Origin of the sequence: Cytobacillus sp. IB215665, assembly GCF_033963835.1 — a bacterium.
GTDB lineage: Bacteria > Bacillota > Bacilli > Bacillales > SM2101 > Nanhaiella.
In genome coordinates this window covers 1-17,358 of record NZ_JAXBME010000029.1, presented here as the reverse complement: position 1 = coordinate 17,358, position 17,358 = coordinate 1, and the positions used below count along the sequence as shown (strand labels likewise).

Sequence of the window (17,358 nt, the reverse complement as noted above, 5' to 3'; positions counted from 1 at the left end):
AGGAGAAGTTTATCGTACTAACTGTCCAGCATGTACATATACTTGTTTAACAATAAAGGAGCGGTAAAGGTAATAAAATTTGCTTGTAATAGTAGCTATGATTTCTTACTAAAGATAAAGCTTTGAAAAAGAGTTAAGGGGTGAACCGAGTCGCTAAAATTAAAGAAATTGATCTAAGCCAACAAACTAAGTTAAGTAATTGCATAAGTACAACAATATTAATGATCGAACAAGACAAGCTAAGCCACTGAGATGTAGGTATTTCCATTTGATAAATTCAACACTCACAATGTGATAAAAGAGGATTGGGAGTTTACAGAAAAAAGAAGAGGCTTATATACATACCTGACAATAGGAGGGCGCTAATCATTGCAGCATTTTAGTTGTGTGATGGGTGTCCTCTTTTAGTTGTTAAAAGAGGATGGTTTGAATGAAGTGAAAAATGTTACGTAAAATTCTATCAAATTTAACCAGAAGTGTGAAACAACGTAAGAAATATAAAAAAGGCTTTCGAGAATGGGAAAAGTTAATGAGATAAAACAGGAGTCGTTACTGAAAATTCTCGAATTCAAATAAAAGGTTGATAAAATCAGCAAAAAGCCCTTTAATGTACCTTTACTAAATGGACAGAAAGATTTACATATTTCTTTTTGGTTTTTTTGTAGCACAAAAAATGCTATAATGTTTTTAGGATTTTTGTGCTACAAAAAAGGAGTGTTTAAATGAATCAAATAACTTTTTCTTCATACGAAGAATTAGAGCAATTGTTGAAAGAAAAATTCTATAAGAAAGCAAAGTTTATCGGGTTAAGTGATGAAGAAATTCAGCTATCTATCATTTATAAAAAGAAAGCGAAAGATCTATGGGACAAGCATAATTGTCAACAGATTATTGAACAGTATGGCACTGTTACAATTGAGGCTTGGATGGATGAAGAAGGAAATAGGAGAACGAAAAGAGGAAGGCCTAGAAAAGAAAAGTCAGAAAAGCTTAGTTTTCCATTACACGTTCGATTGGATGAGGAGTCTTTTAAGAAACTTAATAATTATGCAAAGGAACATGATGTAAACTGTTCAACAGCAATTAGAATGATATTAAAAAATTTATAATTAGTGAATTGAAGGGCATTCGTAAATATAATTAAAGGTGTTTTTCAGGAGGATTGAAAATGAAAAAAAATCGTTTTAAATTTTGTTTTGATTTATTGATTGCAATTACATTTAGCTTATTATTTGCTCCAGCTATCACCAGTGTAGCATTTCATGAAATAGCTAGTATTTTATTGGCAGTAGCATTAATTATTCATTTATTTTTAAACAAAGATTGGATTATTGGTATGAGCAAAAAAATATTCTCAAAAAGAATAAGAGGCAAAGCCTTACTATCATACTTATTAAATATAACCCTGTTGTTAGATATGTTGTTTATTATGGTAAGTGGATTATTAATTTCCGAGGTTATCTTTCCTAATTTTAGATATTTCACAAGCATAAATTGGCTTGCTCTTCATATTATTTTGTCAATCCTCGGATTACTTATAGTTGGGGTTCATTTAGGATTACATTGGCAGTGGATCAAACAAATTGGAAGCCAATACCCTAAATTAAAGAAGCTATTTTCTTTTCGTAAACCTTCTCGGATAAAAATTTTACGTATAATGTTGATTATTGGGACGATTTTTTTGTTCGTCCAAATATTTAAACTGACTGTTGTATCGATTGATTTAGTTAGTGGTCCGAGTTTAGGTGCTGAAAAAAGTGCGGGAACAGAAGGGCATGAAAATCTATTTTCAGTTAACATATTAGGAATTTTACCAGTTTTCACAATCTATTCATGCCTTTTGGGTTCAATTGCTTTTTATACCAACTTAATTGAAAAAAGGGTCATGAATAAGAAACATACAAGGACGTCCTAATGGTGTTTCACTTTTCGAAAATTAATCAAAATAGGTAGCCAATGTTGTATTTTTTTCTAGTGAGATCAAAGTTTTAGAAAGAAACATATGTGAACATCCAAAGATTAACCTAGAGGAAGAAAGCTGAAACAAGTGACATAAAGTTAATGAAATAGTATTTTTGAATGCTGTAAATGTCTGCAGACCACCTAAAAGGTTATTAAAAAAATTTATTTTCATAATATAAAATACAGCAAGGTATTTAATCGTTTATTAGCTCCCTAACGACACCAAATGGGTAGGGAGTACATAAGTTACATTAGTATATATTTAGTCACCTTGTAACATTTAGTACCGCCTTTTACTAAAATGTACCCTATAGAATAAGCACTTTAAAAAGTCTTCTTATAGGGTACATTTTTGTTGTCTATAATTTGAAGCTTATACGACGAATAATGAAGAAGCAGCCGCCATTATATGCCATATTAGAAAGGCAAACTCTTATAGACGAATGATGAAAGCAACACAAGAACATAGGATTGTACCCAATCTGTTGGACCGACAATTTAAGTAAGTCCCTGGAAAAGTACTCCTCTAACCAATATCACATATTTATTTTACGTAAGGGGTCAGAAAGCCTATTTGTCCACTATTAAAGATGGATCGACCAGTGAAATCTTAGCCTATCACGTATCAGATCGTATAACCATGAATTTAGCTACAGAGAGCCTATTAAAGCTAAAGTAAGAGAAATTGTAAACCCTTTCTTAGTAAAAGTAAATAAATAGATTCATAAATCCTAACATGAATGGGAGCTTAAATAACTAAAAAGGTAGAGATATAAGTTTTATATAATTCTTCTCATGCCAATTTTTCATAAGCTAGAACAGTTAAGCTCCTTTTTTAAAACAACATAATATCTATTTAACAAAAATAAATTAGGGTAATAATTCAGTGAAAGAAAAAGTTTAGATAAAAGCAAATTTCGACAATTTTATTGAAAATTTTGAAATAAATTGTTGACTAAATAGTAAAAATATACTAAATTGTTATTTAGTAGACTTTATAGGATAAATTAGTATTAAAGGGATTTTTTTCTTTTTTATCTAAATTTAGCTTATTGGTCTACTGAAAAATTCTAAGAACTCGCGAGCTTCATTAGAAAAATATTATCTTAGAGGGGAGTCGGTTAAATGTTAGCAAAGTTAGCAAATCTTTTATCAGGAAATTCTAAATTACAAGGTGAATGTGTTGACGAGAGATGTGAATGTGGATTCTACACAATTTGTGGTTGGGATCCTTCAGTTGGAAGAAAAGTGTGTTTCTGCACAAGAATCAAATAATTGTATATTACATCTAACGTAATATCTAAATAGCTTTCTCAGTTAATTAGTTAATATATAACTATTGAGTGCACTCATATTATTAACTAGTATGAAAAAAGACTGATAATTAACATAAGTAATTATCAGTCTTTTTTCTTGTAAATTAATCTTTTTATGTGTTAGAGGAGACATCATGAAAAATAACTATTATAAAAGATCATTCTATCTTGTCTTTAAATATGCAAAGTATTGGGTATTACTGTCTCTCATTTTCGCAATCATTACAGGGTTTGTGCCAATTATTACGGTTTGGCTATCAAAGGAAATTATTAACTTTATATCATCCGTATTAAGAGGGGATAATGATATTAATAGTCACCAACTTTGGCTATTATTATTTCTACAATTAATTGTACTTATTATCCAAAAATCTATTGGAAATATTAAGTTATATATAAATTCAAAGTACGAAAAAAAACTTGATTATATTTTGGAAAAGATGGTATCAGAAAAGTCAGTCGGGTCTCCTTTAGCATTTTTTGAAAATGCAAAGTTTCATAATCATCTAGATAGAATTCAATATAATAAAGGAATTAGGTTGATGTCACCTGTAGTGTCTACTTTGAACATCTTTGAAGGAATAATTACTCTTACAAGCTTATTTATCTTTTTAATTTCATACCATTGGCTACTGATAGTGATTGTAATGGTAATTGTCATACCGATTATTTACTTAAGAGTAAAATACGGTAAGATGGAATTTCAAATGCATTTACACCAAACTCCTAAAGCAAGAGAGCAAGCATATCTCTCAGCATTACTTACTAATCGTGTCAGTGCAAGTGAGATAAGAATATTTAATCTTAAAGATTTCTTTCTTAATAGATGGGCATTTCTATTTAAAAAAATTAGTAAAGAATATTTAACTCTTATAAAGTCTAGAGAGTTTGCAAATATATGTATTAATGTGTTGTCATCAGCTTTATATTTTCTAGTAAGTGTTTTTTTATTGAAGTTTGTAAGAAATAAATCAATCCAAATAGGGGATTTTGTAAGTGTTCTTCAATCAGTGCAAGCTGCCGAAAGAAGCCTAATTGATATTTCATACAATATAGGTGAAATATACAGTGATAGTCTTTATATTAGAGATCTTTTTGAGTTTTTGGATTTTCAAGATTCTAATTATGAACTAAATGAATCAAAAGAAAATAGGCCATTTAGTTTCAATTCTAGTATTGAATTTAAAAATGTTTCATTTAAATATCCATACAGTGAGCAACAAGCGTTGAAAAATATAAGTTTTAAAATTGAGTGTGGAGAAAAAATAGCTATCGTTGGTCAAAACGGCTCTGGGAAAACAACTCTAATTTATTGTTTGATGGGTTTATACCCTATTAATAAAGGGGAAATTTTAGTAGATGGAATTAATATAAACGATATTGATAGATCGGAACTCTTTAAGAAAATCACAGTAATTTTCCAAGATTACATGAAGTATAATTTATCTTTAAAACGTAATATAATTTTAGATAGCCAAGTTGATGATGAAAAATTACAGACAGTAATGAGTATGTCAGGTGTTGATTCAATTACTAAAAACCTTAAAGATGGAGAAGAAACAATTTTGGGGAAGATATTTTTAGAAGGAGAAGATCTTTCAGAAGGTCAATGGCAAAAGATTGCAATTTCAAGAGCATTATATAAAGAGGGAGAAATATTTGTTCTTGATGAACCAACCTCAGCTCTTGATCCAAAAGCAGAATTAGAAGTTTATAATCAATTTGATAACCTAACGAATAATAAAACAGGCATTTTTATTTCTCATAGGATGGCCTCTGCAAGATTAGCTGATAAGATTTTTGTATTGCAAAATGGAGAAATTATTGAAGAAGGAAGTCATGAAACTTTAATGAATTTAAATCGTGAGTATGCTCAGATGTATCAAATGCAATTAGATTGGTACAAATAAAAATCTAAATGGGTGGTTGTATGGTTAACCTATCATTAATTTGTCAATTGTTCTTCATAATCTTGTTTTTATCTACAGCATTCAGTAAAGTAACGAAATTTCAAGAGCATGCAAGTATTTTTAAGTCTTTAGTATTTCTAAAAAAAGTCCCTGTTCATGTGCTGCTTATTTTTCTGATTTTTGTGGAGGTAAGTATTCCAATTGGGTTTATATTCAATATAAATTATACCTTAACCCTATATGCTGCAAGCGTACTATTAATTTTGTATACCCTGGGTATAATCGTCCATCTAGTAAACAGCAAAGAAAAAATGAACTGTGGGTGTGGAGGTATTTTAAATTCAGAAGAGTTATCTACTGGTATTGTTATAAGGAATTTGTTTTTCGTTGCTATTTTGGTGTTAATGGCGACCTTTCCAGTACAAATAAAATGGAGTATCAACTTAATTCCTTTTATATTCTCAAGTATTCTTCTGGCAAATTTTTACTACCTATTCTCAGAATATAGATTAAGCATGAAAAAAATAGATTCGTTAGAAAGGGGTCTTTAAAAATGGGAACGACTTGGAATATTTTAATAATTGTATTGTTTATAATAGTATTTTCACTTGTTATTCTCAATATTAGAATGCTTAAGTTGATTGGAAGGTATATACAATTTGTAGAGTCAATGAAAATGGGTATTCCTCGTAATAAACAAATTGAAAAAATCCCTAATATGGTTTTACAATCCGATTTAAACAAAGAAGTTACTCTAAATATAGATAATAACTTAGAAAAAGATCTTCTTTTGATATTCATCTCACCAAATTGTAGTGCATGTAAATCTTTATATCCTGACTTGAAGAATGATTTAAATGGTTATAAAGATGTTTTTACAATGATTGTCTCTAGAGGTGAATCTGAAGAAAATCAAAAATACTACGATCATTTTAAAAATGAAGGTTTAAATTACGTCAGCGATAAAAATCTTTTTGACAAAATGGGTGTATATAGCTTTCCTTATGCCATGTACGTAAAGAAAGATAAAAAAATATTGGCACAAGGACATCCTGGTGATTCAAGCTTTATTTATAAAATGGTTGAAAAAAATAGTGCTCAAAGTGAAAAGCAATTAATAGGATAATATTTATAGTTGAATTATAGAATGTTATATCTATTATGTAGTTTAGCAATCTTAAGTCAATTTGAAAGTGATTATAAAAAAATCTCGGGCTTTGCTTTGAGTTTTTTTTATTGATTGTTTAGGCAATTTGGAAAATGTATTTATTGATGACCGATCTTAAAGATTTGAGAACGATGTTGCATATAAATAATATGAAAATAAATCTAGAAAATTATGTAAAATCAATTTTAGGCTATGATAAGGTTATTGAATTAAATGAAAAAGATATAACTACGTTTGAATACAGAGCAACACTACTTTAAAAGCAAGGAGACTTAAGGAAAGCAATAGCAGATTAAGGTAAGGTAATTATATTAGATAAGTTAAATAAAGAGCATGTATTAATAAGGCTTATATATATATAATTAGAGGAATCCAAAAAAGCAATATATTGTTTAACAAATTTTCAATGTGGATTAATATCAAAAATACACAAGATATTAATAGAAAGCTATGAAAATAATCTCCTTCAATACATAAAAGAACGCCAATAACGAATGAAAATACTGAAGAAATATATGCAAAGTGTTATGGGAAGACTAATATGGAAAAATAATTGAGTAAAAAATATCATTATATCGATGAAGGTCAATATAGTCTTTCCTTGCTATACTGTCTCCTTTGTTTGTACAAGATTCATGAAAGTGGTAAAAGCAAGAGTGTATGATAAAAAAAGCTGAGAGAAAACCACTTTCATTGCTTTTCTTTCAGCCTTGTAAAACCCCCAACTTCTAAATCTCTAATATAAGTTACAAATTTTCCATCAGTTTCTTAGCAATTCGTTCATAATCATCTCTATCGATTCCTGGCGCAAATTCTTCTGGCATATCATCTAAGTCTGGTATTGGAGCGCCTTCAGGTGTCCCCTCTATGACTGCTAATGGCTCGCCATTTTCAGGGTTAGTACCTTTCCAGATTTTATTAATGTCTTTATAGTCTGTATCACTCCATGTGTATAAGATGTTATTCAATCCTTGTTCTTCATATTTTCTAGCATAATCAAATTTTGAATTGTCTAAATCAGGCACTGGGAGCATTTTCTTGACATCAACTCCTGTTGCAATTTCTAGTGCTTTAGCATATGCGAGTGCATGAGTGCCTCCCCGTACTAATAGATAGCCAATCATTTCCCTCGCAGTTGGATGATCCGTCATTTCATATACACGCATTTTATGTGTACGAGCACCTAGTTCTAAGAAGAAATTGTGCAAAAGATCAAGTACGAGGTTTCCGCTATTGAACACGTAATCTCCTGTCCAGGCTTTGCCCATTGAGTCACCTGGTAAGGCTGTCTGCGCTGTAGCAATATATTGGTACGTATTTCGTTTATTTAAGCCGTTTTGAAGTGGTGTAATGTTTGGATCACCTGGAAATGTGATGCCTCTTGACAACAAATTTATTGTGTTGTTCACCAGTTCAACATGCCCAAACTCTTCAGCAGTAATGCTAGCGACAAGGTCATAAAAAGGTTTAAACTTAGATTTATTTCGAAAGCCGAAGGACTGATACATATAGTTATTCAGCGTTGACATTTCACCGAAGCGACCTCCAAGTAATTCTTGGACTGCAGCAGCAGCGTTGGCATCTCCGTGCTCAGGTATAGTTAGAGCTATTTGCAAACGGTTAAGTCGTTTAAACATGGTAATGCCTCCTTTTAACCTTGAGTGGGCGATATCCAAACAATGTGCTGGGTTCTCACGAAAAATGGTGATTTACTAACTTCAATGACAATATGATCGGGCATAACTGTTTGTAAAATACCTCTTAATGAACCTTGTGTTGTTTGAACTACGACATTTGTCCCGCGGATAGAAGATAAGGCTTGATAAACATATGGATCAAACAAATATAGTGGAGTATTTTGAGGGTTCATTTCCTCAGCTCCTTTTATCAAAATGTATCTAAGATATATATGTTAAGAAAGACAGAAACATTCATTTTATTACGAAAAACACGGTTGTTAATTACATTATTTAACAAGGAAACTTTTTACCAAATGGATATTTCTAGCTAGTAAATAACAACTTCCTTTATAATGGAATTATTGTCATTGTCTTGAACTTAGATAGCTATTTTTATAGAATATGTAAATAGTAGGATTTCATCATCAATTGTCGAATCATAGATAACAAACATTTTATTTTACAGGGGGATAAATATGGAAGTTGCTGCTACGTTTCATCCAGTACTGAATAAAGTTATTGAAAATATTGAAAAAGTAATGATAGGAAAACGGGACATTACCATCTTAAGCTTAACTGCTCTGTTAGCTGAGGGGCATGTGTTGCTAGAGGATGTACCTGGTGTTGGTAAAACGATGATGGTACGTTCTCTTGCAAAATCAGTTAATGCAGATTTTAAACGTATTCAATTTACCCCAGACTTATTACCGTCTGATGTAACAGGGGTTTCTATTTATAATCCAAAGGAACTGAAATTTGAATTTCGACCAGGTCCTATTATGGGAGATATTGTTTTGGCAGATGAGATTAATCGAACATCACCAAAAACACAATCAGCCTTATTAGAAGCAATGGAGGAAGGTAGTGTAACCATTGATGGGGTTTCATGGTCATTATCAAAGCCATTTTTCGTTATGGCGACACAAAACCCAATTGAATATGAAGGAACTTATCCACTACCTGAAGCGCAACTGGATCGTTTTTTACTAAAAATGAAAATGGGATATCCAACTGTGCAAGAAGAGATCGAAGTGTTGACAAGAGCGGAGAAAAGTAAGCCGATAGATGAGTTAACGTCTGTGATAGATTTAGGAGAGCTTAGCCGACTACAAGATGAAGCTAAGGAAGTTTATGTGGATGATCAATTGAAACAGTATATTGTTAACCTTGTTTTAGGGACACGTAATCATACATCTACGTACTTAGGAGTTAGTCCAAGGGGTTCGCTTGCGCTTATGAAAGCTTGTCAGGCATTTGCTCTTATCCATGATAGAGATTACGTCATACCTGATGATGTACAATATTTAGCGCAGTTTGTTCTTTCTCACCGCATTATTTTAAAATCTGAAGCAAAGTTCGAAGGTTTAAGTACAGAGGATATCATTGAACAAGTAATTAAAAGAACAAGTATACCTATTCAACGTCAAAGATCGCTGAGGTAATTATGAAAAAGGTAAATAATTTTGTACTGTTTTTCGGAAAGTTCTTTTTGATACTTCTATTATTAGCAGGTATATTTGTATATGCGATGTTTCAGGGTGGTTTCGTTAGTTGGTTTTTATTTTTTAGTTTTTTACCGTTTGTATGTTATTCTCTCATCTTAGCAATATACCCTATCAGATTCTTTGAGGTGGAACGTAATATTAATCAAAGTCAGTTTATCGCAGGAGAAAAACTAACTGGAACTATTACGATAAGACGTAAATATCCACTTCCGCTATTATATATTTTAATAGAAGAGACCTTACCAGAATCATTACTCAATGCTATACAATCAAAAAAATCAAAGGTTATTGTTTTTTCATGGTTTAAGAGAAGTTATTCGTATGAATATATTATTGAGTCTATTCCAAGAGGAGAATTTAAGCTGTCTAACATAAGAGTTAAAACAGGTGATTTTCTTGGGTTAATTGAAAAAGAGCGAAACTATATGGCTGAACACTCAATATTAGTTTATCCGAAGTGTATTGATATGGTCTATTCTCAAGGCGAAAACCAATTTGAACAAGGTATGACGTCTTCACGTTTGAAGGTTCATCGTGAAACAGCTGTTACAACAGGTGTAAGAGAATATAGAAATGGTGATCGCTTTTCATGGATTGACTGGAAATCTACAGCAAGAAAAAATACGATTATGACAAAGGAATTTGAGCAACAGCAAAGTAACGATATTGTCGTTTTTTTCGATCGGTCACGTTCTGTAGCATTTGAACATTCGGTTACATTTGCAGCTTCGGTGACTAATGCAATATTACAAAGAGGATCGCAAGTCGGGTTTATCTCCATAGGAAAAGATAACGTAGAGATTCCCCTAGGGAGTGGGGGAATTCAAAAGCAACAAATTCAGCATCATTTAGCAAGAGTCAAGGCCGAAGAGGAAGTGGCCTTTACTGCACAGTTAGAAGGTGAAATAGCAAAATACCATCGATCAGTGTCGATTATGCTTATTTCTACACACCTTAACGAAGAAATGATGCAATTTATGAAACGAATGGCTTTAAATAACGCGAGCATCATTTTTATTCTTGTTAAAGATAATGATGCTAAACCATCAACAGAGGAGCTTCAATTAATTGAAAGCATTGAAAAGAATCGTATCCTACCAAAGATTATATATGGTGAACGTTTCACAGATGTGTTTAATGAGGTGGGTAGACCATGATACGTCAAGATGAACTATTTAACGTGAGGAACATCGTTTTATACCTCTTTAGCCTTTTTCTGTTATGGGAGTGGCTCAGACCATTGACTCTCATTACCGATACTGGAAGTATATCATTATTCCTTGTCTTTTTAGTCATATGTCTCCTATTACTATATTTTCGTATTCGTTTTTGGCTATCACTACTTATTACTGGATTCATCATGTTTTATATGCTCCATACGACCTACCAAGACGGGAGCTTCTTTCAAATTGAGTTGATAAATCTCATATATGAAGAGATATCATATAATATATCCATGGCTTTGGACGGTAATTGGACAGAAATGACAGGTTATTTTCGAAGTCTGCTATTTTTCATTTTGCTGTGGATGATGTGCTACTTGATGCATTATTGGATTGTGCACCAAAAACGTATATTTACCTTTTTTGTTTTAACAATTATATATACAACTGTGATTGATACGTTTACACCATATGAAGCAGAACATGCCATTGTGCGTATATTGGTTATTGGTTTAATTATGATAAGCTTTTTATATTATGAGCGGACGATCGATACTGAGTTGTTAAATAACAACAGAAGAGATTTTTTCTTTAAATGGTTGATACCTACATTTGCTGTTGTTGTCGTATCTGCTTTTGTCGGTTTTCTCGTTCCGAAAGCTGAACCTCAATGGCCTGACCCTGTACCTTATTTGAAATCGTATGTACAAGGTAATGATGGAACCGGTAGTGGTGTGAAAAAAGTTGGGTTTTCATCAGATAGTTCACAGTTAGGCGGACCTTTTATTCCTGATGATGAGGTTGTTTTTACGGTAGAAGCAAGTGAGAAGCATTACTGGAGAATAGAAACTGAGGATGTCTATACTGGGAAGGGCTGGGTTTCATCTGAAAGCTCTGGACGACGGTCGTTTGATCGATTAATTGAAGTATATGGTGATTGGTGGTCTTTCGAGAGTGTTGAACAAACTCCTGCAGAAGCACAAATAAATATGATGAAAGAACAACCATATATCGTATATCCGCTAGGACTGACATCAATCGAGGGCATACCTCTTGAGTTCAACCAAACGACTGAAAGATTATATGTTGAGCGAGACTTAGAGATTGCCAGTTTAACGAATTATACGACAATCTATAATTTACCTGAGTATTCTGTTGAAGCCTTACAAAATGCGAAACCATATGATGCATCAAATCGTTTTATACACAAGTACCTACAACTACCAGACACTTTGCCAACAAGAGTAAGTGATTTAGCAAAAGAAATTACTGAAGGTAAGGAAACCCAATATGATAAAGTAAAGGCTGTTGAATCGTACTTTGATAGTGTGAATTTTCAATACGAAACAGAGGATGTAGCGATTCCTGGAGAAGAAGAAGATTATGTTGATCAATTTTTGTTTGAGACGATGAAGGGGTATTGTGATAATTTTTCTACTTCGATGGTTGTACTCTTACGATCAGTGGATATTCCTGCACGATGGGTAAAGGGATTTACGAATGGAGAAAAGATTAAACATGACGTTTATGAAGTGACGAATAACAATGCCCATTCTTGGGTTGAGGTGTATTTCGAAGAGATTGGATGGGTAACATTTGAGCCTACAAAAGGTTTTACTAACCCATATGATTTTAGACGAGATATTAATAGAGATGCTGCTGAGGTTAATGTACCTGAAGTTCAGAGTCAACAGCCAGAGCTATTACAAGAAGAGGAAGTAGAAGAAGAGGAAGTAAATAAATATGAAGTGGAAAGTAGCTCTAATATATCAATACCATGGAAGCCTATAGCTATTGTCCTTATCGTTGCTACCCTCATGTTCTTCATATTAAGAAAAACTAGATTAAAATGGTACCCGAGTGTGATGATTTTGTTATATAAAAACCGTAGGGATGAAGTTGTTTACTTTAAGGCATATGCAGCACTGCTTAAGCAGTTGGCGGTATATGGGCTTGGGCGTAAAGAGGGACAAACATTAAGAGCCTATGCTGCGTATATCGACTCTTATTTTGGTCAACAACAAATGACAGAGCTAACGAAAAGCTATGAAAGAGCATTATATCGCAAAGATAATGCACAAGATGAATGGGAAAAGTCGGTAGAATTATGGGAAAATTTAATTAAAAAGACAGCATCTTGACCAAGTAGTAGTAGGTTGATAGAATAGTGTAAATTATAAGATGGAGAATTTTTATTGCCTGCAAATTTGTTGTTTGGCAGTGAAAAAATCCAGCCAATTAAATACAGCGTGTTTTTCCTTCATATATCCTTGATAATAAGGTTCGAGAGTCTCTACCGGGTTACCGATAATAACCTGACTATGAAGGCAGTTAATTCTATTTGTACAAAAAAAAACTAGAATTTCTGCCTTTATATAATAAAGGGGGGATTCTAGTTTTTTTTAGGCTCTTTTCGTACACTTTGTCGCTTTTTCACTTTTTCACTTATATTTGAGTTACTGATGTGTATTAAAAGATTGTTATAGTCTATTGAGAAGAAAATAATCATTTTTAGCTCTTATTACGAAAATCAACAATGAATGCGAAGATAGCCTTTTTTATGAAGTAAAGATATCACCATCTTAAATAATCATTGTGCTCATTGATCGCATATTATAATTATTTTTATGGTGAAGGCTGAATTTTGGAAGATTTATCATAGCTACTGTGTTACGATCTGTATATTTGTCAATATCATAAGGTATATTTTACCTTGATTTTGAAAAACGATAAAGACAACATACTTGATTGAAAAATTCTATTGAGGTGATAAGCTTGCAACATTATGAAGAAATAGTTGTAGTACTTGATTTTGGCAGTCAATATAACCAATTGATTACGCGACGAATTCGTGAATTGGGTGTTTACAGTGAATTACACCCGCATACAATTACAGCTGAAGAAATAAGAAAGATGAACCCAAAAGGGATAATCTTCTCTGGTGGGCCAAACAGTGTGTATGATGAAAATGCTTATCATTGTGATGAGGAAATCTTTGAATTAGGCATTCCAGTATTAGGGATATGTTATGGAATGCAGTTAATGACAAAACATTTCGGTGGAAAAGTTGAAGGAGCAACCCATAGTGAATATGGTAAGGCAACTATTTCTATTCAAAATGATTCAACCCTATTTCAAAATTTGCCGAATGAGCAAGTAGCTTGGATGAGTCATGGCGACTTAGTTACTCAAACACCTGAAGGGTTTTCAATTGATGTAACTAGTCCATCGTGTCCTATTGCGGGGATGAGCAATGAGTCTCGTCATTTATATGCAGTACAGTTTCATCCAGAAGTAAGGCATTCTGAATATGGTAATGATGTTTTGAAAAATTTTGTTTTTGAAGTTTGTCATTGTAAAGAGCTATGGTCAATGGAGAACTTCATTGAAATGGAAATTGAGAAAATTCGTAAGACGGTTGGAGATAAAAAAGTATTATGTGCATTAAGCGGTGGAGTGGATTCCTCTGTAGTAGCAGTGTTAATCCATAAAGCAATCGGTGACCAATTAACATGTATTTTTGTCGACCATGGTCTGTTACGCAAAGATGAAGCAGAAGGCGTGATGAAAACATTTAGTGAAGGGTTCCATATGAACGTCATTAAAGTAGATGCGAAACAACGTTTTATGGAGAAGCTACAAGGGGTATCGGACCCAGAACAGAAAAGAAAAATTATAGGAAACGAATTTATTTACGTCTTTGACGATGAAGCTGCAAAGCTGGAAGGTATTGACTATTTAGCGCAAGGGACTTTATATACTGACATTATTGAAAGTGGTACAGCAACGGCTCAAACGATTAAATCTCATCATAATGTAGGTGGACTACCTGAAGATATGCAGTTTGAACTTATTGAACCGTTAAATACACTTTTTAAGGATGAGGTACGAGCACTTGGAACAGAGTTAGGTTTAAAAGATGAAGTTGTTTGGCGTCAACCGTTCCCTGGGCCAGGGTTAGGTATTCGAGTTCTTGGAGAAATTTCGGAAGATAAATTAGAAATAGTGAGAGAATCCGACGCTATTTTACGTGATGAAATTAAAAAAGCAGGCTTGGATAGAGATATTTGGCAATATTTCACTGTACTACCTAATATCAGGAGTGTTGGAGTAATGGGAGATGCACGAACGTATGATTATACGATCGGCATACGGGCTGTAACATCGATTGACGGTATGACTTCTGACTGGGCGCGCATACCTTGGGAGGTTCTTGAAGTGATATCAACAAGAATCGTGAATGAAGTGAATCATGTAAACAGGGTGGTATATGATATTACTAGTAAGCCACCTGCAACAATTGAGTGGGAGTAAATATTTACACTGAATACTTGTTTAGTAAGGTACTTAAAGAGAATTAGTATTAATCACGAACAAACACGAACATTATTTATATAATGTTCGTGTTTTTTATTGACATGCTCAATTGTGGTTGTTAGAATAAACGAGGACCGAATTTTGTAAAAATACGTCGTATATTTTTAGTGATATGGGCTAAAAGTTTCTACCTAGCTACCGTAAATGGCTTGACTACGAGGTATAAATTGATGAAATTGTATGGACATAGTAACTTCAAACAATCCAATAATTGAACTTATATTTTGATTTATGCTTATATGTTGTTGGAGTTTGCTATTTGTCTATATTTCCTTTTCTCTCTTTATTCCTATATGTCAACGCCCCCTAGTAGTTAGGGGGCGTATTTTATTACAAATATATGGCGATATCATTCATAAGGGAGAGGTATATATAATGAAAAAATATTTTCAGTTTCAGGAATTAGGTACGAACTATAGAACTGAATTTATTGCTGGGTTAACTACATTTTTATCTATGGCGTACATTTTAGCTGTTAATCCTTTCACGTTGTCATTGGGAGCTATTCCTGATTATCCAGACGAATTACGCATGGATGCAGGTGCTGTATTTACTGCTACTGCTATAGCAGCTGCGATAGGATCATTACTAATGGGGCTTCTTGCAAGATATCCGATTGCATTAGCACCAGGTATGGGATTAAATGCTTTCTTTGCTTTTTCAGTGATCCTTACTTATGAGATACCTTGGCAAACAGCGTTGTCTGGAGTTTTTGTATCAGGGTTAATTTTCATTGTATTAACATTAACGGGCGTACGTGAAACGATTATTAATGCAATTCCAGCCGAGTTAAAACATGCAGTTGGAGCAGGGATTGGTTTGTTTATCGCATTTATTGGCTTTCAGAATGCTGGAATCATTGTGAATAATGATGCTGTTTTAGTCGGTCTAGGTGACTTAACGAACGGTAAAACATTACTAGCGATTTTTGGTGTTGTTATTACTGTTATGTTCATGGTAAGAAAGATTAATGGTGGCATCTTTTATGGTATGGCTTTGACTGCAATTGCTGGTATGATCTTTGGCTTAATAGATACTCCGGATAAAATTGTTGGGGCAGTACCAAGCTTAGAGCCTACATTCGGAGAAGCAATATTTAATTTAACGAACATAGCTACTGAACAAATGCTATTAGTTATTTTAACTTTCCTTTTTGTAGATTTCTTTGATACTGCTGGAACTTTAGTCGCGGTTGCGAATCAAGCGGGACTAATGAAAGAAAACAAATTGCCTCGTGCAGGTAAAGCTTTATTTGCAGATTCAGCCTCAACAGTTGTAGGGTCAGTTCTTGGAACGTCAACGACAACTTCTTATATTGAATCATCAGCAGGGGTAGCAGCAGGAGGAAGAACAGGTTTCGCATCTATTGTTACTGGAGGATTTTTCTTACTTGCGTTATTCTTTTCTCCACTATTAAATGTTGTAACAGCTGAGGTAACTGCGCCTGCATTAATTATTGTTGGTATTTTAATGGTTTCTTCTTTAGGAAAAATTGCTTGGGATCAATTTGAAATTGCTGTACCAGCATTTTTAACACTTGTAGCGATGCCGTTAACATACAGTATCGCAACGGGTATCGCAGTTGGATTTATTTTTTATCCAATTACGATGATCATAAAGGGTAGAGCGAAGGAAATACATCCAATTATGTACGGGTTATTTATCGTGTTTGTACTTTATTTCGTATTTTTAGTTTAATAGTCTCATATTATAGATGCAGATTATCTAATCAGCAAAATGATGTATGATGTAATCCTCACCGTATTATAGAGAAAGCCTGTTTTCACATAATTGTTGATCTACGTATTAAGAAATAAACACGTACACAACAAGAAAATGTTTATGTGAATACGGTATTTGATAAGAAGTCCGACCTTCCGTTATATATTGTATATTAGGAATGCTTGCCTAACAGTGATACAATATACAATGGATACAAGGTCGGACTTTTTGTTGATCACTTAGGTGTAAGTAGAAATTAATAATCTCATAGATTTTAAATTTCTCCGTAAAAAGTGTTGACTGTAAATCGTATAGATGATATATTATTATCTGTTGCTGTTAACAACAACATCATGTTAAAAAACATTGAAAAAAAGTTGTTGACACAAACAAACAGAAATGTTATATTAATTAAGTCGCCTCTGAGCGACAGCAACAAAAAATGTTCTTTGAAAACTAAACAAAACAAAAGCGTCAACGTTAATTTTTTTAAAACAAATGAGCAATCAAACTTTATTGGAGAGTTTGATCCTGGCTCAGGACGAACGCTGGCGGC

Annotated in this window: 13 protein-coding genes, 1 pseudogene and 2 riboswitches; of the genes and pseudogenes, 11 read left to right on the top strand and 3 right to left on the bottom strand. The window is 33.1% G+C overall.

Annotated features, from left to right (window positions below):
* The first annotated feature begins 722 nt into the window (after positions 1-722).
* From SLH52_RS22325 to SLH52_RS22305, 6 genes and pseudogenes are all read left to right on the top strand, one after another.
* Positions 723-1,109 carry a hypothetical protein gene (locus tag SLH52_RS22325; protein WP_320211413.1) on the top strand — a complete coding sequence of 129 codons (387 nt, stop codon included), beginning with the start codon at positions 723-725 and terminating at the stop codon, positions 1,107-1,109.
* A 59-nt stretch (positions 1,110-1,168) separates the two neighbouring features.
* Positions 1,169-1,915, top strand: coding sequence for a DUF4405 domain-containing protein (locus tag SLH52_RS22320; protein WP_320211412.1), 747 nt, complete (start codon positions 1,169-1,171; stop codon positions 1,913-1,915).
* Between the two features lie 371 nt (positions 1,916-2,286).
* A pseudogene (locus SLH52_RS22315) lies at positions 2,287-2,638 on the top strand (IS3 family transposase); the annotation flags it as partial.
* Between the two features lie 774 nt (positions 2,639-3,412).
* Positions 3,413-5,188: an ABC transporter ATP-binding protein gene (locus SLH52_RS22310; RefSeq protein WP_320211411.1), complete on the top strand. Its 1,776-nt coding sequence runs from the start codon at positions 3,413-3,415 to the stop codon at positions 5,186-5,188.
* A gap of 8 nt (positions 5,189-5,196) precedes the next feature.
* Complete coding sequence (locus SLH52_RS23455) at positions 5,197-5,739, top strand: MauE/DoxX family redox-associated membrane protein (protein WP_413785574.1); 543 nt, start codon at positions 5,197-5,199, stop codon at positions 5,737-5,739.
* A 2-nt stretch (positions 5,740-5,741) separates the two neighbouring features.
* Positions 5,742-6,314 (top strand): thioredoxin fold domain-containing protein, encoded by a 573-nt coding sequence (locus SLH52_RS22305; protein ID WP_320211410.1) that lies wholly within the window; start codon positions 5,742-5,744, stop codon positions 6,312-6,314.
* Positions 6,315-7,102: 788 nt separating this feature from the next.
* Here SLH52_RS22305 and SLH52_RS22300 read toward each other — a convergent pair.
* Both SLH52_RS22300 and SLH52_RS22295 read right to left on the bottom strand, forming a co-directional pair.
* Positions 7,103-7,993 (bottom strand): manganese catalase family protein, encoded by an 891-nt coding sequence (locus tag SLH52_RS22300; RefSeq protein WP_214484469.1) that lies wholly within the window; start codon positions 7,991-7,993, stop codon positions 7,103-7,105.
* A 14-nt stretch (positions 7,994-8,007) separates the two neighbouring features.
* Positions 8,008-8,226, bottom strand: coding sequence for a YuzF family protein (locus tag SLH52_RS22295; RefSeq protein ID WP_320211409.1), 219 nt, complete (start codon positions 8,224-8,226; stop codon positions 8,008-8,010).
* Between the two features lie 285 nt (positions 8,227-8,511).
* Between SLH52_RS22295 and SLH52_RS22290 the strand changes: the two genes are divergently transcribed.
* The 5 genes from SLH52_RS22290 to SLH52_RS22270 all read left to right on the top strand — a co-directional run bounded on the left by SLH52_RS22290 (position 8,512) and on the right by SLH52_RS22270 (position 16,778).
* Positions 8,512-9,477 (top strand): MoxR family ATPase, encoded by a 966-nt coding sequence (locus SLH52_RS22290; protein ID WP_320211408.1) that lies wholly within the window; start codon positions 8,512-8,514, stop codon positions 9,475-9,477.
* A 2-nt stretch (positions 9,478-9,479) separates the two neighbouring features.
* Positions 9,480-10,697 (top strand): DUF58 domain-containing protein, encoded by a 1,218-nt coding sequence (locus SLH52_RS22285; protein WP_320211407.1) that lies wholly within the window; start codon positions 9,480-9,482, stop codon positions 10,695-10,697.
* A complete protein-coding gene (locus SLH52_RS22280; RefSeq protein WP_320211406.1) occupies positions 10,694-12,844 on the top strand; it encodes a DUF3488 and DUF4129 domain-containing transglutaminase family protein in 2,151 nt (716 codons plus the stop codon). Before SLH52_RS22285 ends, SLH52_RS22280 begins: the two co-directional genes overlap by 4 nt.
* A 99-nt stretch (positions 12,845-12,943) precedes the next feature.
* Positions 12,944-13,045, top strand: a riboswitch (purine riboswitch).
* Between the two features lie 433 nt (positions 13,046-13,478).
* Positions 13,479-15,017 carry a glutamine-hydrolyzing GMP synthase gene (guaA, locus tag SLH52_RS22275; protein WP_413785573.1) on the top strand — a complete coding sequence of 513 codons (1,539 nt, stop codon included), beginning with the start codon at positions 13,479-13,481 and terminating at the stop codon, positions 15,015-15,017.
* A 137-nt stretch (positions 15,018-15,154) separates the two neighbouring features.
* A riboswitch (purine riboswitch) is annotated at positions 15,155-15,256 on the top strand.
* Positions 15,257-15,455: 199 nt separating this feature from the next.
* Entirely contained in the window at positions 15,456-16,778 is a 1,323-nt protein-coding gene (locus tag SLH52_RS22270) for an NCS2 family permease (RefSeq protein ID WP_214484475.1), read from the top strand.
* A gap of 298 nt (positions 16,779-17,076) precedes the next feature.
* Here SLH52_RS22270 and SLH52_RS22265 read toward each other — a convergent pair.
* Positions 17,077-17,358, bottom strand: a 282-nt coding sequence (locus tag SLH52_RS22265) for a hypothetical protein (RefSeq protein WP_320211405.1), incomplete at its 5' end; no start/stop codon positions are given.

What these genes read in the sequence shown, in the direction of transcription:
- SLH52_RS23455 (WP_413785574.1), top strand. Translation starts at nt 5,197, where the DNA reads ATGGGTGGTTGTATGGTTAACCTATCATTAATTTGTCAATTGTTCTTC.
- SLH52_RS22290 (WP_320211408.1), top strand. Translation starts at nt 8,512, where the DNA reads ATGGAAGTTGCTGCTACGTTTCATCCAGTACTGAATAAAGTTATTGAA.
- SLH52_RS22325 (WP_320211413.1), top strand. Translation starts at nt 723, where the DNA reads ATGAATCAAATAACTTTTTCTTCATACGAAGAATTAGAGCAATTGTTG.
- SLH52_RS22320 (WP_320211412.1), top strand. Translation starts at nt 1,169, where the DNA reads ATGAAAAAAAATCGTTTTAAATTTTGTTTTGATTTATTGATTGCAATT.
- SLH52_RS22305 (WP_320211410.1), top strand. Translation starts at nt 5,742, where the DNA reads ATGGGAACGACTTGGAATATTTTAATAATTGTATTGTTTATAATAGTA.
- SLH52_RS22295 (WP_320211409.1), bottom strand. Translation starts at nt 8,226, where the DNA reads ATGAACCCTCAAAATACTCCACTATATTTGTTTGATCCATATGTTTAT.
- SLH52_RS22310 (WP_320211411.1), top strand. Translation starts at nt 3,413, where the DNA reads ATGAAAAATAACTATTATAAAAGATCATTCTATCTTGTCTTTAAATAT.
- SLH52_RS22285 (WP_320211407.1), top strand. Translation starts at nt 9,480, where the DNA reads ATGAAAAAGGTAAATAATTTTGTACTGTTTTTCGGAAAGTTCTTTTTG.
- SLH52_RS22280 (WP_320211406.1), top strand. Translation starts at nt 10,694, where the DNA reads ATGATACGTCAAGATGAACTATTTAACGTGAGGAACATCGTTTTATAC.
- SLH52_RS22270 (WP_214484475.1), top strand. Translation starts at nt 15,456, where the DNA reads ATGAAAAAATATTTTCAGTTTCAGGAATTAGGTACGAACTATAGAACT.
- SLH52_RS22300 (WP_214484469.1), bottom strand. Translation starts at nt 7,993, where the DNA reads ATGTTTAAACGACTTAACCGTTTGCAAATAGCTCTAACTATACCTGAG.